Below are 23,123 nucleotides of genomic sequence, written 5' to 3' on the forward strand. Positions count from 1 at the left end.
ACCTGCCTTATGCAAAGAATCTTTTTACTAATTCACTGAGATTTGAAATTTTTATGTGTTCATTATTTTTAATCTTCTTAGAATTTGGTATTACAATATAATCAATTCCTAATTTTTTTGAAAATTCAATTCTTTTTTCAAGATTGTTTATATTTCTTATATTTCCATCAAGTCCTATTTCTCCCATTACAACAATAGAACCGCCAGTTGATATATCAAATAGCGAAGAAAGCAATGCGTATGCAATTGCTAAATCACTTGAAGTATCGGAAATTTTAAATCCTCCCGATGTACTTAAAAATATATCTTTTGATTCAATTGGAAGCCTCAATCTCTTGCTTAAAACTGCTATAATCATTAGTAGTCTATCTAAAGGGGCACCTGAGGTTACACGCCTTGGGTTTCCATATACAGGTTTGCTAACCAGTGCCTGTATTTCTATTGGAATTAATTTGCTTCCTTCCTTTACAATTGTCAAAACATTTCCAGAAGCAGTTTTATAATCTTTAAGAAAATAATTTGTATATTCAGATATTGGAATTAATCCTTTTTGTGTCATTTCAAACATTAATAGTTCGTCAGTGGGACCATATCTGTTTTTTAAAATTCTAAGCATTCTTAAACCAGAAGTTTTTTCCAGTTCAAATTGTAAAACAGCATCAACCATATGTTCTAAAACCTTTGGTCCGGCGATAATGCCGCCTTTTGTTACATGGCCCACTATTATAAGCGTGATGCCCTTCTTTTTACAATATTCGGATAAATAACGTGTAACTTCTTTTACCTGAAGAATACTCCCGGCAAAAGAAGAAAAATTTTCTGATTTTAATGTTTGTATTGAATCTATTATTAACATAGTTGGTTTTTCTTCTAATTTTTCAATTACAGATATTATCCGTTCAAGTGAATTTTCAAAGATTAAGCCAATTTTACTTCCATCTTTTTTTATTCCCAGTCGTTTAAATCGCTGAAATACCTGTTCTGCAGATTCTTCTCCGGAAACGTATATTACCATATTTTCACTACCAACAGATGAGGATATTTGTGTAAGTAAAGTGCTTTTTCCTATGCCAGGTTCACCGGCTAATAGATATACACCACTTTCAACAAAACCGCCATTTAAGACTTCGTCTAATTCTTTGAATCCTGTTTTTAATTTTTCCGGTTCGTTTATTTCATCGTCTAAAAATAGCAATTCTGTTGGTTCTGTTTTTATGTTTATGTTTGCTTTATCATCAAAAAGATCCGCGGTAAATTCTACCGCGGTATTCCATTCATTACATGAAGGACATTTTGCAAACCATTTTGTTGATTCGTATCCACAATTAGAACAAACAAAGTAATTTTGTCTCTTTTTACTCATTATGACACCTTCTGTTTTGGTTTAGAACTTCGTCCTTTTTTAAAGTGTATTTCGCCGTTTTTAGTATCTATTATTATTTTGTCTCCTTCTTTAAATCTTCCTCTTAATATTTCTTCTGAAAGCGGATCTTCAAGATATCTTTGAATGGCTCTTTTTAGAGGTCTTGCGCCAAAGATAGGATCGAATCCTTTTTCAATTAATAATTCTACAGCTGAATCTTTTATTTTAATGTGTAAGTCCTTTTCTTTAAGTCTTTTTTCAAGATCATTTAATTGAATTTTTATAATTTCTTTCATATGTTCTTTGGTTAATGGATGGAATACTACTGTTTCATCAAGTCTGTTTAAGAATTCAGGTTTAAAGGCTTTTCTAACTTCTTCCATTACAGATAGTTTTATTTCTTTGTATTTTTTCTCTTCTGATTCTTCATCGACAAATCCCATTGAACGTTTTGATTTATTAATTGATTCACTTCCAAGATTACTTGTCATGATAATTATAGAGTTTCTAAAGTCCACAATTCTTCCCTGTGAATCAGTTAATCTTCCATCATCCATTATCTGTAATAATAAGTTATATACATCAGGATGTGCCTTTTCTATTTCGTCAAGAAGTATTACAGAATATGGTCTTCTTCTTACAGCCTCTGTAAGCTGACCTCCTTCTTCATATCCAACATATCCTGGAGGTGCTCCAACAAGTCTTGAAACATTGAATTTTTCCATGTATTCAGACATATCAATTCTAACAAGTGCCTTTTCATCTCCGAAAAGATATTCAGCAATTGTTTTTGCCAATTCTGTTTTACCAACTCCTGTTGGTCCAAGGAATAAAAATACTCCTGTTGGTCTTTTTGGATCTTTGATTCCGCTTCTTGCTCTTCTAATTGCCTTGGAAACGGCTTTTATTGCATCATCCTGACCAATAACTCTTTCGTGTAATACAGCTTCAAGATTAAGCAATCTTTCCATTTCAGACATTTCAAGCTTTTTAAGTGGAACGCCAGTCCAATCAGAAACAACTTCAGATATATGTTCATCTGTGATTTCTATAATTTCCTTTTCGGCTTTTTCGCGCCATTCTTTATATTTCTTTTTGTATTTTGATTTTAATTTTACCAATTCTGTTTTTATTTCTTCTATTTTGTCATACTCATCATTTTGAGCGTAATAATCTTTTTTGTTTTCAAGCTCAGAAATTTTATTTAGCATCTTTTTAAGATTTGCTGGTAATGTTAAAGCATTTAATCTGGATCGTGCACCAGCTTCATCTATTAAATCAACAGCTTTATCCGGTAAAAATCTATCTGTAATATACCTTAGTGAAAGATTTACAGCAGCTTCAATTGCTTCATTTGTATATTTTACCTTATGATGTTCTTCGTATTTTGATTTTATTCCTTTTAAGATTTCAATTGCTTCTTCATATGTTGGTTCATTTACATATATTTTCTGGAATCTTCTTTCCAATGCAGGATCTTTTTCTATAAATTTTCTATACTCTGAAGGTGTGGTTGCACCGATTATAGTTATATCTCCACTTGCTAAAGCTGGTTTTAAAACATTTGCAGCGTCCATTGAAGATCCTTCTGCAGCTCCAGCTTCAACTATCATATGCAATTCGTCTATAAATAAGATTATGTCTTTATTTTTTTCAAGAATTTGCATTAATTTTTTCATTCTTTTTTCAAATTCTCCACGGTATTTTGTTCCAGCAACAAGTGAGGTTAAATCAAGCGAGAAAATACTTTTATTTTTTAATACTTCTGGAACATCCCCTTTTACAATCCTTTCGGCTAATCCTTCAACTATTGCACTTTTTCCCACACCAGCTTCACCAATTAAAACAGGGTTGTTCTTTTTTCTCCTTGCAAGAATTTCCATTACTCTTCTAATTTCAACTTCTCTTCCTATAATAGGATCGAGCAGATTTTTAGCAGCTTTTTCGGTGAGATCAGAACCATATCCTTCTAATTGTTTTATGGCATTTTGCTTTTGTCTTAATTTTTCTTCATTTTCTTCTTCAAACATAGTAATATCAGTTTCTTCGTTTTTTTCTTTATTCATCATTAAATCGGCAAGTTTTTTTCTCATTTCAACAAGATTTATGCCTATTCTTCTTAAAACATGTGCAGCAATACCTTCGCCTTCTCTACAAATGCCAAGTAATAGATGTTCAGCATCAATTTGCGTTGTTCCTAAGATTTCTGATTCATCGTATGCTAATTCAATAATTCTTTTTGCTCTTGGAGTTGGCTGTGGTGAAGCGCCAACAATATTATGAGTAGCATTTACACCAACGATATTAGTTATTTCGGCTTTTATTTTTCCATATGTAAGATTGTAATATGAGAATATTTGAGAAAGATATTTTCCTCCAACTTTTAATAAGCCAAGTAATAAATGTTCAGTTCCAACATATGGATGGCCCATAAATCTTGCTTCATTTTGTGCTTCGATAAATACTTTTGCAGCTCTATCTGTAAAATTATCAAACATATTATCACCTCCGTTTTGCGAATCACTATTAATTCTAACACATTTTATGAAAATTATGAAGTTCTTTCAGTAAAATTTGTGTTTAACATACAAAAATATCAAAAAAAATAATATATGATAAAATTTATCCAATTCTACTTATAAAAACGTTTTTAAACCTTAAAAAATATTTCAAGTATATTTTAAAATAAAGGAGTTTAATTACGATAGACTATTCTATCAATTGGAGGCGATATGATGTCAGAGCTCTTGGTCTTGGGAATCACTATTGTGGCGTATTATTTTATTATTTTTGCAAGAAATGTAAAAAAATCGATTATTACTTTTTTCTTTGGAACGTTATTATTTATATTAAAACCTGTTGAAGGACTTGAATTTGAAAATGTTGGTAACATAGTTAGTTTTGAAACACTTGGTATTTTACTTGGTATGATGATTATTGTAGAAATTTTAAAAGAAAGTGGTTTTTTTACATTTGTTGCAATTAATGCCATAAAAATGAGCAGGTATAAATTCTGGGTTGTTATTTTTCTTATTATGCTTGTTATAGCTTTATTTTCTGCTTTTCTTGATAATCTTATAACCATTATGCTTATGGCTCCAATTATCTTCTTGATTGCTGATACTTTAGAAGTTAACCCCATACCATTTTTAATGTTATCCATTTATATAGATAATATTGGCGGTATGAGCACATTGATAGGTAGTCCTTTAAATATTGTTCTTGGATCAATTGGTGAATTGGATTTCGCCACGTTTTTAGGTAAAATGCTTCCAATAACAGCTATTTCGTTCTTAAGTGTATTATTTATATTTAAGGTTACAAATAAAGTGGATTCAAAGGTGTATAATCAGAGATTAAAAGAAAAGCTTTCAACTATTGATCCTACAAAAGCAATTGAAAATAAATCATTAATGTATAAGGGGATTATTGTTTTTGCAATAGTTCTGGCAGGGTTTATGTTTCACTCAGCTATAAATATAGATCTTGCATTAATTGCTGTTATTGGTGCATTGACATTGATGTTATTAACCCAAAAAGATTTTGAAAGTATGTCAAAAGATTTAGATTGGGACACAATGTTCTTTTATGCAGGATTATTTACTATAGCTTATTCTCTTGAAGAGATTGGTGTTACTCAGGCAATTGCACATTTATTTGATCCGTTAATGGGAACACCAAAAGTATTAATGATAGTTATAGCATGGATTTCAGCGTTTACTATTCCGTTTTTAAGTGCAGTTCCAGGGACATTAATTATGGCACCTGTTATAAAATTACTTGTAATGAATGGAGCGCCATTTGATTTGTGGTATGCATATGCAATAGGGGCAAACCTTGGAACAAACCTAACACCGCTTGGAGCAGTACAAAATCTTGTAGGTGTTTCATTATTAGAAAAAAACTACCAGAAAACCATAACCTTTGCCGAATATATGAAAATGTCTGTGCTTCCAGTTTTGATACCTTTAATCCTCGGAACAGCATATTTAATATTTTTCTTTTAAATATTATAAAAATGAATTAGGTTGTCCAATAATTAAAAACACTCAAACCTTGATTGCTAATCTTCAAAAATTAATTAAAGTCAACCTCAGGGTTGGCTTTTTTATTTAGTTCATTTTTCTATGATATAATATTTTAGTAAAATAACTTTTATTCTATATATGTATAATTAATATAACTCTTGTTATGGGAGTGATAAGTATGAATAAAGTTATCTTTGAGAAAAAAATAAATAGTATTCAATTTCAGATTGTTGTTGGTGATTTAACAAAAGAAGATGTAGATGCAATTGTTAATGCAGCTAATTCTTATCTTTCACATGGTGGCGGGGTTGCAGCAGCAATTGTGAGAGCAGGAGGATATATTATTCAAAAAGAAAGCGATGAATTGGTAAAAAAGAATGGTATAATTAAAACTGGAAATGTTGGAGTAACTTCAGGTGGTAATTTAAAGGCAAAATATGTAATTCATGCTGTTGGACCGGTATGGCATGACGGCAATGAAAATGAAGAAGAATTATTATATAATGCAATATATAATTCGTTAAAAAAAGCCAATGAGTTAAATATAAAATCCATATCATTTCCTGCGATAAGTTCAGGTATTTTTGGATATCCTTTTGATAAAGCCTGCGATGTTTATAAAAAGGCTATTGAAGATTTTTCAAAGGAATTTAACCAACCAAATTTAATCCGTTTTTGCTTTATAGATGCCACAAGGGCTCAACGATTTTCTAAAATATTTTAATATGTATAGTATCTGGAGGTTATAATGGCAACTTTAAAAATTAGACCGGAAAAAAAACCCATAAAAAAGAAAAGAAATACTTTATCCGAACATTTAAAAACAATAAAAGCACAAAAAAGCGATGAAGAAAAAATTCATAAGGAATTAAAAAAACTTTCGTTTTCCTCAAATGCTGGAGTTGGATGGTTGAAAATTGTATTTTCCAGCTTTAATTTTTTAATTTCGTTGTTTTTAATTTCAATAATTCTTTTTATAAATTTTGAAAAAGAATTACTTCAAAGTATGCTTGGAACGCATTTTTCTTTTGAAACAAAAGGGATAATGATTCTGGGTATATTGTTTTTATTATATAGTATAATTGAACAATTTAATGCTATTTATTATTTAAAAGAATCTTTAAAATGGTATAGAATAACCTGTATTTTAAAGTTTATAGTTTCGTTATTGATGATTTTTTCTATTGTTTATTTGATATCGAAAAGCGGAATTCAATGGTTTGGTATATCGTTATTTGGAAATACAACGCTTGGTAAAAATAAGTTATTTTATATTCCGAGTATTGTATATCTTACATATTCAATATATCTTTCTCTTTTATCGTATTATGATTTATTAAAGTAAATAAATAATTAAAAATAAAATGACTATAGGAGGTTGTTGCAATGGTAAAACAGGAATATGATGTTGTAATTATTGGAGGAGTAGCAGCTGGAACAAGTGCCGCTGCAAGTGCAAAAAGAGGTAATAAAGACTTAAAAATTGCTATATTTCAAAAAGAACCATATATTTCATATGGTGGATGTGGATTGCCATATGTAATTAGTGGCGACGTAAAATCTCCAGAAGCAGTAATAGCTTTAACACCAGAAACATTTAAAGAAAAAAAAGGTGCAGATGTATTTGTAAATCATGAAGTATATGAAGTTGATTTTTCAAATAAGATTTTATATGTAAAATCAGGTGATGAAGAAAAAGAGGTTTCATATAAAAAGCTGGTTATTTCAACAGGTGCTTCACCAATAATTCCTGATTTTAAAGCATGGGGAGAAGAAGGAATATTTAAATTAAGAAATCCTGATGATGCAGCTTCAATTTTAAAATTTATAAATGAAAAAAGTCCAGAAACGGCAATTGTTATTGGTGGAGGATTTATAGGTGTTGAAACAGCAGAAGCTTTAAAATCACATGGTATAGAAATTACAATAATTGAAGGAATGGATCATTTATTGGGAAGTATTGAGCCAGAAATTCATGAAGAGTTTAAAACAGCAATTGAATCAAAAGGTGTAAAACTTGTATTTAATACCTTTGCAAAAGATATTATAAAAGAAAACGGTAAATTTAAAGTATTAACCGATGAAAATACATATGAAGCAGATATGGTAATTGTTTCAATTGGAGTTAGACCAAATACGGCATTTTTACAGGGTAAAGGATTGGAAATGGCTAAAAATGGTGCTATTATAGTTAATAACAAAATGGAAACCAATATAAAAGACGTATATAGCGCAGGAGATTGTGCAACTGTAAATCATTTTATAACAAATGAAAATGTATATATTCCACTTGGAACAACAGCTAATAAACAGGGAAGAATTGCAGGTAAAAATATTTCAGGAGGCAATGACTCATTTATAGGTGTTGTTGGTTCATTAATTACTAAATTTGAAGATATTGAGTATGCAAAGACAGGTTTAACACTTAAAGAAGCGCTTGAAAAAGGATTTGATGCTGAAGCAGTTGTTATAAAATCAGGTAGTAAAGCACATTATTATAAAGGTTCAAAGAAAATATTAATGAAATTGGTTTTCGAAAAGAAAACAGGAAGGATTTTAGGCGCTCAATTTGTAGGTGGCGAAATTCATCCAAGATTAAATGCAATAACTTCATTAATATATAATAACGGTACAGTTGATATGTTAAGAAATATGGACTTAGCATATTCACCACCGTTCTCACCAGTTTGGGATATTGATTTAGTTGCAGCTACTCAGGCAATGAAAAAAATATAAAAAATAAAAAAATAATATGGAGGGTACTCCGTGAAAATTTCTGAATATGTTATTTCTAAATTGGGATTTTATCCTTTTGATTTTGATGGTGAAATTGAAGAAGATTCATATTTAATTTTAAAGTTATTTGATCCACTTAGCGAATCAGAAGAAAGATTATATAAGCGTTTCTTTTCAAGACTATCAAAGAAACCTGTTAAAATAAAACTTCTTAATAAGAAGGAACCAGCGTATATATTAGAAAAATGGCTGGACCTAATTGCCGGTAATAGTGAAGAAAATTATTTAAGGTTTATAGTTCCAGATATAGAAAATAATTCCCTTGTATTTAGAGTGGCTAATAAATTTGCATTTGATAGAGTTAGAAAATATAGAAAAAATGTAGAAAATATTGTTTCGAGGACATTGGGGTATTTACCAGAATATGAGTTTATTTACGATGAATCCTTAAACATAGATTATAATGAATTATCTGACGAAAATGATTTTGATTATCACAATAATGAATATAATAATGAGCATATACCTGTAAATACAGTGCCTCAGGCTGTAGTTAATAATGAATTTTCAGATAATATAAAAAATGAAGATAATGAAAAAGACAAAGTGATTATAGGTTCTTATTTTAAGAAGGTATCTGTGCCTATTGATAAATTAAATGAAGTAATGTATCATACATCTAATGTTGTAGTTGAAGGAAAGGTGTTTTTCAAAGAATTTAACGACAGGGCAATTATTGTTACTTTATATATTACTGATAATAGGGATTCAATAACAATCAAATCGTTTAAAAATAATGCTGAAAAAGTAAATAATGAAATATCTGTAGGAGATAGCATAAAGGTTGAAGGTAAGATACAATATGATGAATTTCAGAAAGAATATGTAATAATACCTTTTAATATACTAAAAACAGAAACAAAAGAAAGAATAGATGATTGTGAAGAAAAAAGAGTGGAATTACATGCGCACTCTAAGTTTAGTGCTCTTGATTCGGTTCTTGATGTAGAAGAGTTAGTTTCAACAGCAGCTAAGTGGGGGCATAAAGCTGTTGCGATTACTGATCATGAAGTTGTTCAATCAATACCAACGTTTTATAGCATTGCTAAAAAGAAGGGTATAAAACCAATTTTTGGTTGTGAAATTAATGTTGTAAATAACAAGGTTTCAATTGCATATAATTTAGATAAAGAATATGGATTTGATGCAGATTTTGTTGTATTTGACTTTGAAACTACCGGTTTTGATCCAAATGCAGAAGAAATAATAGAAATTGGTGCTGTAAAGATTGAGAATGGACAAATTACAGATATTTTCCATAAACTTATAAAACCATCAAAACCTGTTCCTTTGAAGATTCAACAAATAACAGGAATAACCAATGAAATGCTGGAAGACGCACCGGATATATCCGATGTTCTCCCAGAATTTATGGATTTTATAGGAGATAGCATTTTAGTTGCTCATAATGCCAATTTTGACTACAGGTTTTTAAGAAGATGGGTAAAAGAAATAATGGATATAGATCTTGTAAAACCGTATATAGACACATTGGCTATGGCGAGAGCTTTGTTAAATCTTAAAGGTGGGCATTCACTTGATAAAGTGGTTAAGTCTTTGGGCCTGGAAAATTTTGAACATCATAGAGCTCATGAAGATGCTAAAATAACAGCCAAGGTATTTTTAAAACTCCTTGAAAAAGCCAGAGGAAGAGGAATAAAAGAAATAAATTCCTTAATGAATCTTGAAAAAATGATTGATTTTAAAAAGTTAAGAAAGCATCATGCTACTGTGTTGGTAAAAAATAGAATAGGTTTGAAAAATTTATATAAATTAGTTTCTAAAGCACATACAGAATATTTTTATAGGGATACCACAGTTTTATTAAGTGAGTTACTTGAAAATAGAGAAGGGCTTTTAATAGGTAGTGGCTGTACAAAAAACCTTATTTATGAAGAATATTCAAGAGGAGCTTCACAGGATGAAATAAATTCGTTGATTAGTATGTATGATTATATAGAAATACAACCTCTTGACAGTATAGAACATAAAAATGTTGATAAAGAACAGATAAAGGAATTTTATAGGGTAATATATAATAGTGCGAAAGATTTTAATATACCTGTTGTTATGACATCTAATGCGCATTATCTAAATAAAGAGGATAAAAAAATAAGAGATGCGTTAATAATCGGCTCTGCCACTAAAGGACAGAAAAAGCATGTATATAATTCCAATAAATACTTTAGAACAACAAAAGAAATGTTAGATGCAGCATACGAAATATTTGAAGATGAAAATATAGCAAAAGAAATTGTTATTGAAAATACAAATAAAATTGCGGATTTAATAGAAGAAATACAGCCGCTTGAAGGAAAGCTGCATCCGCCAATTATTGAGGGTGCAGATGATACAGTAAGACAAATGAGCTGGGAAAAAGCAAAGGAAATATACGGAGATCCTCTTCCGGAAATAGTAAAAGCGCGTATTGAAAGAGAATTAAATTCTATTATAAATCATGGTTATGCAGTTTTATACTTAATGGCCCAGAAAATTGTAAAAAAATCCAATGATGATGGTTATCTTGTTGGGTCAAGGGGATCTGTAGGATCATCTCTTGTAGCAACAATGATGGGGATTACAGAAGTTAATCCTTTGCCACCACATTATGTATGTCCTAAATGTAAATATAGCGAATTTATTACAGACGGTTCTTATGATTCGGGATATGATTTGCCTGATAAAAAGTGTCCACATTGTGGAATTGAAATGAAGAAAAATGGTCAGGATATACCTTTTGAAACATTCATGGGATTTGAAGGTGACAAAGTTCCTGATATTGATTTGAATTTTTCTGGCGAATATCAATCAAGAGCACATAAGTTTATTGAAGAGTTATTTGGTTCTGAACATGTATTTAGAGCTGGTACTATATCTACTGTTGCAGAAAAAACTGCATATGGATATGTAAAAAAATATGCTGAAGAATTTGCACCTGGAATGAGAAATTCAGAAATTTTAAGAATTGCAAAAAAAATTGAAGGTGCAAGAAGAACCACAGGTCAGCATCCAGGTGGTTTAATGATAGTTCCAAAAAATATGGATGTATATGATTTTACACCTGTTCAATATCCAGCAAACGATAAAAAAGCAAATACAATGACAACGCATTTTGATTATCATGTTATCCACGATGATCTTGTAAAACTCGATGCACTTGGGCACGATGATCCTACATTTTTAAAAATGCTCAGTGATCTCACTGGTGTTGAATATTTTAATATAAAAATGGATGACAAAGAAACTATGTCTATTTTTTCTTCAACAAAAGCACTGGGAATAGATTTGAAAAGTGAATTGAAAACAACAGTAGGGACATTGGGAATACCGGAATTTGGAACACAATTTGTTAGGGGAATGTTAGAAGAAACAAAACCCAAAACATTTGCAGCTTTGGTTCGAATTTCAGGACTTTCCCACGGAACAGATGTATGGCTTAACAATGCAAGAGATTTAATTGTTGCTAAAAAAGCTACAGTTGATGAAGTTATTGCCTGTCGTGATGATATTATGAATTATTTAATACAGAAAGGGTTAGATAAAAAACACTCATTCTTCATTATGGAAAAGGTTAGAAAGGGAAAAGGATTAGCTCCGGAAGATGAAGAGGCCATGGTAAAAAACAAAGTGCCTGAATGGTTTATAGGTTCATGTAAAAAAATAAAGTATCTTTTCCCTAAAGCGCACGCTGCGGCATATGTAAGTATGGCGTTCAGAATTGCATATTTTAAAGTGCATTATCCACTTGCTTTTTATGCAACATACTTTTCTGTTAAAGGTGATGAATTTAATACCGCTATTATTTTAAGAGGAAAACCAGCAATTAAGGGAAGAATCTTTGAATTAAAGGCATCAAAGTCACTTGATGTAAAGGAAAAAAATGAATTAACTGTGCTTGAATTGGCATATGAAATGATATTAAGAGGTTTTGACTTTTTACCGCCAGATATATATAAATCAGATGCAAAAAACTTTATTATAGAAGGTAATAAATTAAGAATTCCGTTTATTAAAATACCAAATCTTGGAGAAAAAGCTGCAATTAGTATTGTAAAAGCAAGAGAAGAAAGGAAATTTCTTTCAATTGAGGATTTGTTAAATAGAACAGGAATAAATAAAACAACTGTTGAAACATTTAAAAAAATGGGTATATTAAAAGGATTGCCAGAAAGAAATCAGGTAAATCTATTTGAAAGTCTTATGTGAGGTTGGTGAGAAGTATGCCGGTAACTGTGCTGGTTGTAGATGATTCAAAATTTGATAGGATTATTTTAAAGGATATGCTTGAAAATCTGGGATATATGGTTGTTGGAGAAGCAGAAAATGGAAAAGAAGCTGTAAAAGAGTATTTTAAAACAATGCCAGATATAGTTTTAATGAATCTTATGATGCCTGTTATGAATGGTATAGAAGCTATGACATTTATACTTGAGAATGATCCATCGGCGAATATTATAGTTACATCATCTTCAAGTGAAAAGAAATACGTTACCGAAGCAATAAAAAACGGTGCAAAGGATTTTCTTGTTATTCCTATTAAAGAAAAAAAGTTAATAGAAGCAATAGAAAACATATTATCAGCAAAATAGCGGGATTTACTCCCGCTATTTTTATTTCACATTTTCATAAAAAGTTTTGACAATTAATGTCCATAATTCTGCAGTTCTCGGAAAGTTAAATCCTCCGCCGCCTAATAAGATTACAGGAAATTTATTTTTCTTTGCACATCTTGCCAGTACAACTGATATGGATTTATAAAACCTTTCGCTAAGGTTTATTGATGACATTGGATCATACATATCACCATCTACACCCATTTGAATTATAAGCATTTCCGGTTTAAAGAATCTAATTTCATTTGGAATTGTGGATAAAACCCTTGTCATAATTTCCTGTTCGGATTCACCAGGAGTTATTGGAATATTAAGGTTTGTTTTTTTATTTTCAGAAGTAAATCCGCTTACATATGGATATTGTGTAGAAGGATCCTGATGGATAGATATGGTATACACAGAATCATCGTTTAAAAAAGCTCGTTGTGTTCCATCGCCATGATGAACATCCCAATCAATTATCATAACTTTTGAAAATCCTTTCTTTTGAGCATATTTAGCGCCAATAACAACATCATTGAAAATACAGAACCCTCTTGCTCTATTTTCAAAAGCGTGATGCCAACCTCCACAGAGGTTAACAGAAATTCTTGCATCATCAGTAATTGAATTTATTGCTGTTAATGTTGCGCCAACAGAAAGCCTTGCAGGATTATACATGTTTTTTACAGGTGTTTCAGCAGAACCGCCAATATTTTCTTCAATACTTTTTATATAATCTAAAGTGTGGAATAAAGCTAATTCCTCTTTTTCTGCGTATTCTGGAGAAATTAAATTATATTCCAAATCTTCCTCTTTTTTTAGTCTTTCAATACCTTTTTTGCACCTGATGCTTCTCAAAGGATGACCGGGACCAAAATCATATTCCATCAATCTTTCATCCCAGATAATATTAATCATAAAATCACCTCTCATTATAGAAAGTTATATTTTCTGATAATATATATTTATTGTAGATAATTATATTATACCTCAAAATTAATACATTTTTCTTCGAAAAGCTATATTAACAAAAGTTGAATTTTATATTTTTATGTGATAAAATCAAAATAATTAGCATAACAAACTTTATGTTGTGCATAAACTTATACGAGGGGGGATAAAATGGAATTCTTGAGCGTCGGGGTACCAGAAGATATAAAAAGGGAATTAAGTGTAGGTAATATTGGAAATGCGTTGTATTTAATTAATAAAATGCTTGAAAGAGACTTGCCAGATTTATTGCGTAAACGGTTAAATTATGAAAAAGAAAGAATAAACAGATTAATACTTGATTATCCATATACAATAGAAGAGGCACGTAAAATTGCAAAAGAAAGAATTAGAGGATTTAAAGATATAGGATTTGAAGAATTGTTTCAAAAAGGGGAATTGGATTATATTATAATTGATGGGAAAGCATATTTTGAAAAAAGATTTGCATATAATATAGGGTTTAAATTTGAGAAGTATAAAAAGTTTGTGAAAAATGATGAAAGTTCCTTAAAAGCGCGGGAATTGCTTCATAGTAGATTGGACGAAATTATAAAAGAAAATTCACCTGCTAAAAAATATAATGTTAGAGCAAAAATTAAAATTTCTCCTATATATGAAAATATTAAAGGTGATATAATAAAAGCATGGTTACCTTTACCAGATGAAAAATTCCAGGTAAAAAATGTAAAAATTCTTGAAACAAGTCACGAAGAGTATAAAGTTTTTAATAAAAATCTTCAAAAAACAATATATTTTGAAGATCTGACAAAAAATCAAAAAGATTTTTTTGTTGAATTTGAATATGAAATTTCAGAACTGATAAATAATATCGATCCTGAAAAAGTAAAAGAAGGTTATCCTGCGGAATATAAAAAATTTCTTGAAGAGAAGCCACCACATATTTTATATACATATTATTTAAAAAAACTTACTAAGGATATTATTGGAGACGAGAAAAATCCATATCTAAAAGCTAAAAAAATATATGACTGGATTACATTAAATGTAAATTATTCATATGTAAAACCATATAGCATATATGAAAATATTCCTCAATTTGTGGCAACAAATCTAAAAGGTGATTGTGGTTTTCAGGCATTACTGTTTATCACCCTTTGTAGAATAGCTGGAGTTCCAGCACGATGGCAGTCAGGTTGGTATATAAATAAATATTTTGCATCTCCGCATGATTGGGCATTATTTTATGTTGAACCATATGGCTGGTTACCAGCAGATTTGTCTTTTGGGGGAGCAAGACGAAATATCCCTGAATATAGAGAGTTTTACTTTGGAAATCTTGATGGTTTTAGGATGGTTGCAAATAATGATTATTATGAAGACTTTGAAAATAAAAAGTATTATAGAAGCGATCCATATGATAATCAGGTGGGGGAATTAGAAACGGAAGTTGAAAATATTTATTCAAATAATTATGAATATAAAATTGAGGTCATAGAATTTAAAAGGGGGGAGAAAAATGAGTAAAATAAAAAAAATTACATTTGAAGTAAAAAAATACGAGTTTCATAAACCATTTCATGTTACAGGTAGCATTTCAAATTATGCAACAAATATAGAAGTTGTTTTAGAAACGGAAGATGGTGCAAAAGGATATGGCGAGGCTTCACCCTCATTTAGGGTAAATGGTGAAAAGGTTGAAGCGTTATATGCTTTGGAATCTTCTATAAATGAATTATTAGTAGGTATGGAAGTTAGAAATTACAGACAGATATTTGATTTAATGGACAAATACTTTGCATCTCCAAGTATTAAAGCTGCTGTCCAATACGCTACACTTGATGCATTTTCAGAAGAAATAAATGTTCCAGTTTATCAAATCTTAGGTGGTGCAAGAACAGAGATTGAAATTGATAAAACTGTAAGTATAGATACAGTCGAAAATATGGTTAGAGATGCTGTTGAAATATATAATGCCGGTCATAGGGTAATAAAAATAAAGGTAGGTGAAGATTTAAAGAAAGATATAGAAGCTGTTGAAGAAATAGCTAAATTAACCAGTGGAGCAAAATATATAGTTGACGCAAATATGGGTTATACACCAAAAGAGGCTATTGAATTTGCAAAGGTATTATATTCAAAAGGGATAGATTTAGGGTTATTGGAACAACCAGTAAAGGCTACCGATTTTGAAGGATTAAAATTTGTAAGATACAATTGTCCATTTCCTGTTGGTGCAGATGAGAGTGCAAAAACTAAATATGATATTATGAGATTAATAAAAATGGAAGCTGTAGACTTTATAAACATTAAATTAATGAAATCAGGTATTTCCGATGCTTTAGCTATAGTTGAAATGGTAAAATCTGCTCATTTACAATTAATGATAGGTTGTATGGGTGAATCAAGTGTTGGAATTAATCAAAGCGTTAATTTTGCGCTTGGAACAGGAGCTTTTGTGTATCATGATCTTGATTCAGCATTACTTTTAAAAGAAGATACCTTTAGAGGGAAATACATTTCAGAACCACCAGTATTCAAAGGAATATAAAACAGATAAAATTTATCCAATTTTAACATGATACCTCTTGACTTTTTGGAGAAAATAGGATATAATAAATTTGTATTAATTACAATTTTATAACTAATTAGGAGGCGGGATTATGAAAAAATATGTATGTACAGTTTGTGGATATATTTACGATCCAGAAGAAGGAGATCCAACAGCAGGTATTCCAGCAGGAACATCATTTGAAGATTTACCAGAAGATTGGGTATGTCCAATGTGTGGTGTAGGTAAAGACTTATTTGAAGTACAGGAATAATAATTAATTAAAGAGGTGCTTTTTTAAGAAGCACCTCTTTTTTATCACCAGATATATTTTTCTTTTAAAATATCCTTTGTAGCTGTTATAACCTGTTGATATTCCTTTTTAATTTCAGGATATAACAATTCAGGGTCAATGGTAAGAATTTTTTCTTTAAAACTTTTTATAATTTCATCTTTAATAATAACCTTATTTTTAAATAAGTCAAGATATTCTTTTATTTTCAATTTTGCGTTATTATTATACTCTTCAATTCTTTTGCTTTCAAGAATATTTAATTTTTTAATTTCGTCTTTTAATATATTGTATTTCTTTTCATTAAAGGGGTTTTTAATAAGTTTATTAAACGAATAATTAATGTATTTGATATCTTTCTGGAAGTTTATATTGTATCTTCTTGAATTTAAATCTTCATACTCAATCTTTACTATTTCTATAAACTTATCAAATACCTTTTCTGTTAACTTTGAAAATTCTGTATTGAGAGTTTGATCATTCGAAAGTTGTCCTTTTTGTATATAATTCCATATTTCATTATATCCTTCAACCATATTTATTAATTTAAAATCATCACTATCAATAAATTTATTAAGGTTTTTAATTTCGTCTATAATAAGCATTTTCTTTTCGGAATTTTTAATTTCCTTTGTTATATCCATTTGTATTTTTGAGAAATATGACTGAATTCCGGAAATTTCAGCGTTTATATTCTTTATGTCTTTTACGAGTTTATTAATATTTGAATTGTTAATCTTTAAAGAGGTTTCAAGAGAATTTATTTTTTTATCAATATTCTCAAATGATTTTTTTAGAGTTATAAAATCATTTTTATTAATAAAACTGGAATTGATTTTATTATTGAGATTTTTTATGTTGGATAAAATTTCATTATTATCACTTGATAAACTTTCAAAATTCTTTGAAAGCTGTTCTATTTTAGAATCGAAAATATTTAATTTATTAATATATTGAGCATAAAAGTCATCATTTTTAGAATTCTTTGTAATATTGATAATGGAAGATGCAATTTTAGAAATTAAAATGTCCTGTTCTTTTTGTTTTTTATTAAGATCAGAAATAAGATAATTAATCTGGTTTAATTTTTCCTCAATACTTTCAATCTTTGAATTAAATTCTTTGGAAATTACAGGTTCAGAGGTATTTTTATTCATATTATTAATTATTTGAGTGCTTTCAAGTGTTGAGAATTTTTTTTGCAATTCATCTTTTATTGAAGTAACAATATCCTCTTTTAAAGAATTATAATCAATATTAACTGGTTTAATTTCAATTTTTTCAAGATTTTTTAAAGCATTTTCCAATCTATCGATAGTATTATTTAAAGCTTTTGTGTCTAATGATTTTAAAGTATCCTTTGTTTCGGCGAGATCGAGTTCTATATCAGGAATTTTCCTTACATTAGAATTTATTATATCAAGTATTTGGAAGTTATTATTTAATTTTTCTAAATTTGTGTTTAGTGTTCCAAGAGAAGAAAGATTATATTCTATATTATTTAAACGCTCTAAAATTATGGCTTCATTTTTATAACGTATGGAAATTACATAAATAATAATTCCTATAAATAATATATTTAGAAACAACATAAACCTGAGGAGTTTTGTGAAATTTTTGTTTTCCTCAATATTGGATTTATTCTTTTTGTTTGGTGATGGTGTATTGGACATATTTTTTACTTCAAGATTTTCATTTCTTTTAAATTCAGTCATTCTATTAAGTCCTCCTTCCCGGTTTTACTACTAGTATTATATCATACTTATTTTGATTTTTATTCTTTCTTTAAAATAATAGTTTTCCGTTTAATTAATTTTTGTTATTAGCATTGATTATATGTTATTGAATGAAAATATAAAAGAATAAATACGATTGAAAATATTTTTTTATGAAAATCTTAAAATATTTATAAGATTAAATTTGGTATAATATAATTTGACAAATTTTTGGAGGTGGAAAAATGCAAAAAGACGAAAAAAAGGTTTCTTTGTTTAATTCATTTAGTTTTAAAATAGGTATATTGATAGTTTTTTTATCAATTACACCTTTATTAATAACTTCTTTTGTATTAAACTATTCAATAAAAAAGCAGGAAAAGATTATTTCGCATAATTTTGAGAATCAGATTAATATTATACAGGAGAGTTATAAAAAACAGTTTGAATCGTATAATAATTTATTAAAAACACAAATTGAAAAATATAATAAAGATATAACCTCTCAGGTTGAATTATTGCAAAAGGATATAAATGGAAAAATAGAAAAATATTTTCTTGAAAATTATGATAATACATTAGCTACATTGTTTTCTGTTTTTGAAAATAAAATAAAAGAAAATACGCAAAACCTTGGCGATTTTCTAAATGCAATTTCCAGAAGTGAAAAAATAAAAGAAAAAGCAGCTTCGAGAAGTATATCGATAATAGAAAGATATAAAATTTTACAACCATATGTTGAATTAAATAAATTCGATGGATTGCAACTGTGGCTCGTTAATCCAAAAGTCTTTACCAGAAAGAATGCATTTACAATAAATATAAAAGATACAACATATAAAATTCAAAGAAAAGCAGAAAGCTATTCTCCGGGTAAAGATACATTAAAAAAATTAAATATAACAAATATTGTAAAAGAAGAAAGTAAAAATATTATAGAAAACAATATCTCGTTTGGGAAAAATGAAATTATTACCATTGAAAATAAACCGTATTATGTATCAATAGTACCTGTTTATGATCCTGTTTCAACTCAAAAAATAGTTGGAATATTGGTTGGATTAAGAGCTTTTGATTATAATGATATAGTTTCTCTTGGAAATCTAATAAATGCATATATAGTTGTATATGATAAAAGTGGGAATCCGTTATTTGGAAATATTCCAACATCAGGATTAAAATTTAACCCTTCAAATTCCAATAAGTTTATTACAGAAACATTATTGAAAAAGAAGGCAAGAAGTTATTATACACAATCAAAAATTCTTCCTGATATGTATATTCAAATATCAAAGAATTTAATAGATACAAAGACAGATATCAATATTAATTTAAAAAGCGACTTTGAATTACCACCATTTAAAACAGAAAATATAGATCTCAATTTGAAAATAGACATGAGCAACGTTTTACAGCTTATTGCAGTAATTATATTAATAATAATAGTAATTTCAATAATTACATCTATAGCAATAGGAAATAGACTTTCTCGGGATTTATCTCTTGTGGCAGATAATCTTGATAATATCTCAAAAGGGAATCTTAATAATATAAAACAATTACACAAAAAGAAAAACGATGAAATAGGGTTAATGATGAATAAAATACATGAAACTCTGGATTTTCTAATTAAAATGTTTAAGGATTTAAATGAAAATGTACAGAGCTTAAATAAAGCTTCAGATGAAATAGATGAATCCTCTGAAAAACTTGAACATACAAAAGAATCAATAGAAAACATAGTAAATAGCGTTCAATCCCTTATGAGTAATCTCGAAGATTTTATAGATTCTCTTGAAAATAGCATAGAAGTATTATTTGAAAATAGCGGAAACCTTTCAAACGAAGCAAATACAATTGAAGCTACAATTGATAAATTAAGTGAATTTAATACAGTAACAGAAAAACTAACCTCTGATACAAAAGAAACAACAAATGTGATAAATAATTTAATTTTAAATCTTGCAGAGAATTTCAATGAATTTACAGTGAAGGTAAATCAAATTTCAGATTTTGTTGTAAAAATTACTGATATAGCAAAACAAACAAATCTTCTTGCATTAAATGCGGCAATAGAAGCAGCAAGAGCAGGGGAAGCTGGTAAAGGATTTGCTGTAGTTGCAGATGAAATAAGAAGTTTATCTGAAGAAACCAATGATACAGCAATAGATATTGCGAATCAGGTAAAAGTAATAACAGAAGATATGAAAAAATTACTTGAAGAAGTTCAGTCATCAAAAGAAAATGTTGTTTCACTTGAAAATACAATGTTGAAATTTGAAAATGGAATGAAAGAAATAAATGAATTAACCAATGAACTTGATAAAGTATTTGATGTATTAAAGAGTATAATAGAAGACCAGAATCAAATATTAAACTCATTTGATTCAAGAAAAAATGATTTAAACAATTTTGTTGAAAGTTCGAAAAAAGAAATATTAGGATTTTCTGAAGTAATAAACAATGAAACTCAAATAATAAATACTCTGATAGCCCAATCAGAAAGATTACAAAAAAGTTCAGAAAAGCTTACATCTATAATTTCATTTTTCAAAGTCGATTAAACTTGGTTAAAAGAATTTAAAGTTGATTATTGAAAAAAATCTAAATTTATGATATAATCCCTCTATACAATATGTATAGGGGGTGTTTTTTTATGAATCATGAAGATGTGTTAAGGATTGTCGAAGCTGAAAAGGTGAAGTTTATCAGATTGCAGATTACAGATATTAATGGTCTGCTGAAAAATGTAGAAATACCTTGGGATGAACTAAAAAATTCCTTTGAAAAAGGAACGATGTTTGATGGCTCATCTATTGAAGGTTTTGTAAGAATCGAAGAATCAGACATGTATTTAAAACCGGACCCGGAAACATTTGCAATCTATCCATGGACAGACAAGGGGTATAAATCTGCCAGAATTATATGTGACGTTTATACAGCTGATGGAAAACCGTTTGAAGGGGATCCGAGATATCGATTAAAAAAAGTATTATCCAGATTAAAAGAACATGGATATGAAGGTTTTGTTGGACCAGAACCAGAGTTCTTCCTTCTTCCCAAAGATCCTCAGACACATAAACCTATCCTTCAATTCCTCGATAATGGAGGTTACTTTGATCTTCTTCCTATTGATCAGGGTGAAGAAACGAGAAAAGATATAGTTCTTGCCCTGGAAGATATGGGAATAAATGTTGAAGCTTCCCATCATGAGGTTGCCCCTTCTCAACATGAAATTGATTTTACATATGATGAAGCGCTAAAAACAGCAGATAATATACAGACATTTAAATTAGTTGTAAAAACAATAGCATTATTAAGGGGATTACATGCAACATTTATGCCAAAGCCATTCTTCGGCGTCAATGGTTCAGGAATGCATACACATCTCAGTTTATTTAAAGATGGAAAAAATATATTCTTTGATCCTGAAAATGATTATGAATTAAGCGATGAATTAAAATACTTTGTAGCCGGTGTATTAAAACATATAAAAGCGATAACCGCTATAGCCAATCCTACAATTAACAGTTATAAACGTCTTGTTCCGGGATATGAAGCTCCTGTAAATATAGCCTGGTCACCAAGCAATAGAAGTGCGTTAATTAGAGTTCCAGCAGCAAGAGGAAAAGGAACCAGAATTGAAGTAAGGAGCCCTGATCCAACAGCAAACTCATACTTATTATTAGCAGCTTTATTTGCAGCTGGTTTTGAAGGTATTCAGGAAAAATTGGAACCACCAAAACCTGTAATATCGAATATTTACCATATGACACCTGAAGAGAGGGATAAAATAGGAATAGACCATCTTCCTGGCAATTTAAAAGAAGCAATTGAAGAATTGAAAAAAGATGAATTAATGAAAGAAGTATTAGGAGAGCATATATTTGAAAAATATATTGAAATGAAGGAACATGAGTGGAAAGAATTTTCAATTAATGTGACTGATTGGGAAATTAATAAATACTTATGGATTATGTAACATTTTTCTATTATAATATAATATGGTTTTAGGGACCTACAATCGGCTGGGTCCCGCGCAACGGGAACCCGCGAACCTGGTCAGGCCCGGAAGGGAGCAGCCATAAGCGGTACTTCCTGTGTGCCGCGGGGGTGCCCAGCCATCTTTATTTATAAGGGGGATTTTTATGAATATAAATAAAAAGTTTTTTCTTTTTTTTATAATCTTTATACCTGTTTATCTGTTTTCGTTAAATCTTGGGATATATTCAGATGGAATATTTCTTGAAGAAACATACAATAACGTTAAAGTAAAGGGAGGATATCCCACTTTTGGTGTATCGTATTTTACAAATACATCGTTAACAACATTTGATATTACAGCAGATTTTAATCTCGATAATCCGCAGTTAAATAATTATGTCTCTGCAACATTTGGAATAAAAACAAACAATTTAAACATTTATTCAGGAATAAGCAATACATTTAATGAAATATCTTCGCGAGATTCCACCGCTACGGCAAATATAGGTAATATAATGGCTTATTCAGGAATTCTTCTTGATAGTTATCCGGTATCTGCATATTTACAGTTAAACTTAAAAACATTAAACTGGATAAAAACAGGAGATATAATTACCACATTACCTGCAATTAGAGGAACATTTGAAGATACGTTGTTAATAACTTTTGGAATAAAATATAAAGTACAGATAAATGCAAATAATATAATTATATTTTTCAATTTTGGAAGCAGTTATATAAGTTTTCCAAATGGGTTGACATTATATCAATTTCAAAAGAAATACAATTTTGGAGTGTTAGTTGATTTAAATGAAATCATTAACACTGAGAATCGGGAGGAATAATTT

16 protein-coding genes and 1 other RNA gene are annotated in these 23,123 nt (G+C 29.3%); 13 read left to right on the forward strand and 4 right to left on the reverse strand.

Going from position 1 to position 23,123, the window contains the following annotated elements; genetic code table 11:
• Positions 1–7 precede the first annotated feature (7 nt).
• Both radA and LN42_RS08995 read right to left on the reverse strand, forming a co-directional pair.
• Positions 8–1,363, reverse strand: coding sequence for a DNA repair protein RadA (gene radA, locus LN42_RS08990; RefSeq protein ID WP_014297201.1), 1,356 nt, complete (start codon positions 1,361–1,363; stop codon positions 8–10).
• Complete coding sequence (locus tag LN42_RS08995; protein ID WP_014297202.1) at positions 1,363–3,861, reverse strand: ATP-dependent Clp protease ATP-binding subunit; 2,499 nt, start codon at positions 3,859–3,861, stop codon at positions 1,363–1,365. Before LN42_RS08995 ends, radA begins: the two co-directional genes overlap by 1 nt.
• A 237-nt stretch (positions 3,862–4,098) precedes the next feature.
• Between LN42_RS08995 and LN42_RS09000 the strand changes: the two genes are divergently transcribed.
• From LN42_RS09000 to LN42_RS09025, 6 genes are all read left to right on the forward strand, one after another.
• Positions 4,099–5,370, forward strand: coding sequence for an SLC13 family permease (locus tag LN42_RS09000; protein ID WP_014297203.1), 1,272 nt, complete (start codon positions 4,099–4,101; stop codon positions 5,368–5,370).
• Between the two features lie 199 nt (positions 5,371–5,569).
• Entirely contained in the window at positions 5,570–6,115 is a 546-nt protein-coding gene (locus tag LN42_RS09005; RefSeq protein WP_014297204.1) for a macro domain-containing protein, read from the forward strand.
• A 24-nt stretch (positions 6,116–6,139) separates the two neighbouring features.
• Positions 6,140–6,736, forward strand: coding sequence for a hypothetical protein (locus LN42_RS09010; RefSeq protein WP_014297205.1), 597 nt, complete (start codon positions 6,140–6,142; stop codon positions 6,734–6,736).
• A 41-nt stretch (positions 6,737–6,777) separates the two neighbouring features.
• A complete protein-coding gene (locus LN42_RS09015; RefSeq protein WP_014297206.1) occupies positions 6,778–8,127 on the forward strand; it encodes an FAD-dependent oxidoreductase in 1,350 nt (449 codons plus the stop codon).
• A 30-nt stretch (positions 8,128–8,157) separates the two neighbouring features.
• Positions 8,158–12,393 (forward strand): PolC-type DNA polymerase III, encoded by a 4,236-nt coding sequence (locus LN42_RS09020; protein ID WP_014297207.1) that lies wholly within the window; start codon positions 8,158–8,160, stop codon positions 12,391–12,393.
• Between the two features lie 14 nt (positions 12,394–12,407).
• Positions 12,408–12,776: a response regulator gene (locus LN42_RS09025; protein WP_014297208.1), complete on the forward strand. Its 369-nt coding sequence runs from the start codon at positions 12,408–12,410 to the stop codon at positions 12,774–12,776.
• 21 nt (positions 12,777–12,797) lie between these two features.
• Here LN42_RS09025 and LN42_RS09030 read toward each other — a convergent pair whose 3' ends face one another.
• Positions 12,798–13,700 (reverse strand): deacetylase, encoded by a 903-nt coding sequence (locus tag LN42_RS09030; RefSeq protein WP_014297209.1) that lies wholly within the window; start codon positions 13,698–13,700, stop codon positions 12,798–12,800.
• 204 nt (positions 13,701–13,904) lie between these two features.
• Here LN42_RS09030 and LN42_RS09035 point away from each other — a divergent pair, with 204 nt between their 5' ends.
• The 3 genes from LN42_RS09035 to rd all read left to right on the forward strand — a co-directional run bounded on the left by LN42_RS09035 (position 13,905) and on the right by rd (position 16,558).
• Entirely contained in the window at positions 13,905–15,260 is a 1,356-nt protein-coding gene (locus LN42_RS09035; protein WP_014297210.1) for a transglutaminase-like domain-containing protein, read from the forward strand.
• Positions 15,253–16,284 carry an L-Ala-D/L-Glu epimerase gene (locus LN42_RS09040; RefSeq protein ID WP_014297211.1) on the forward strand — a complete coding sequence of 344 codons (1,032 nt, stop codon included), beginning with the start codon at positions 15,253–15,255 and terminating at the stop codon, positions 16,282–16,284. The genes LN42_RS09035 and LN42_RS09040 overlap by 8 nt, the downstream gene beginning before the upstream one ends.
• A 112-nt stretch (positions 16,285–16,396) precedes the next feature.
• Positions 16,397–16,558: a rubredoxin gene (gene rd, locus LN42_RS09045; protein ID WP_014297212.1), complete on the forward strand. Its 162-nt coding sequence runs from the start codon at positions 16,397–16,399 to the stop codon at positions 16,556–16,558.
• A gap of 44 nt (positions 16,559–16,602) precedes the next feature.
• On the opposite strand, the gene LN42_RS09050 is transcribed toward rd, so the two are convergent.
• Positions 16,603–18,291 (reverse strand): hypothetical protein, encoded by a 1,689-nt coding sequence (locus tag LN42_RS09050; protein ID WP_014297213.1) that lies wholly within the window; start codon positions 18,289–18,291, stop codon positions 16,603–16,605.
• A 245-nt stretch (positions 18,292–18,536) separates the two neighbouring features.
• Between LN42_RS09050 and LN42_RS09055 the strand changes: the two genes are divergently transcribed.
• The 4 genes from LN42_RS09055 (at position 18,537) to LN42_RS09070 (ending at position 23,120) form a co-directional block, all read left to right on the forward strand.
• Positions 18,537–20,855, forward strand: coding sequence for a methyl-accepting chemotaxis protein (locus LN42_RS09055; RefSeq protein ID WP_075780714.1), 2,319 nt, complete (start codon positions 18,537–18,539; stop codon positions 20,853–20,855).
• A 92-nt stretch (positions 20,856–20,947) separates the two neighbouring features.
• Positions 20,948–22,273 (forward strand): type I glutamate--ammonia ligase, encoded by a 1,326-nt coding sequence (glnA, locus tag LN42_RS09060; RefSeq protein ID WP_014297215.1) that lies wholly within the window; start codon positions 20,948–20,950, stop codon positions 22,271–22,273.
• A 44-nt stretch (positions 22,274–22,317) separates the two neighbouring features.
• Positions 22,318–22,417, forward strand: an RNA gene (gene ffs / locus LN42_RS09065) — signal recognition particle sRNA small type.
• Positions 22,418–22,439: 22 nt separating this feature from the next.
• Positions 22,440–23,120, forward strand: coding sequence for a hypothetical protein (locus LN42_RS09070; RefSeq protein WP_075780715.1), 681 nt, complete (start codon positions 22,440–22,442; stop codon positions 23,118–23,120).
• Positions 23,121–23,123: the final 3 nt, after the last annotated feature.

The organism is Marinitoga sp. 1137, from assembly GCF_001941525.1.
Classification (GTDB): domain Bacteria; phylum Thermotogota; class Thermotogae; order Petrotogales; family Petrotogaceae; genus Marinitoga; species Marinitoga piezophila.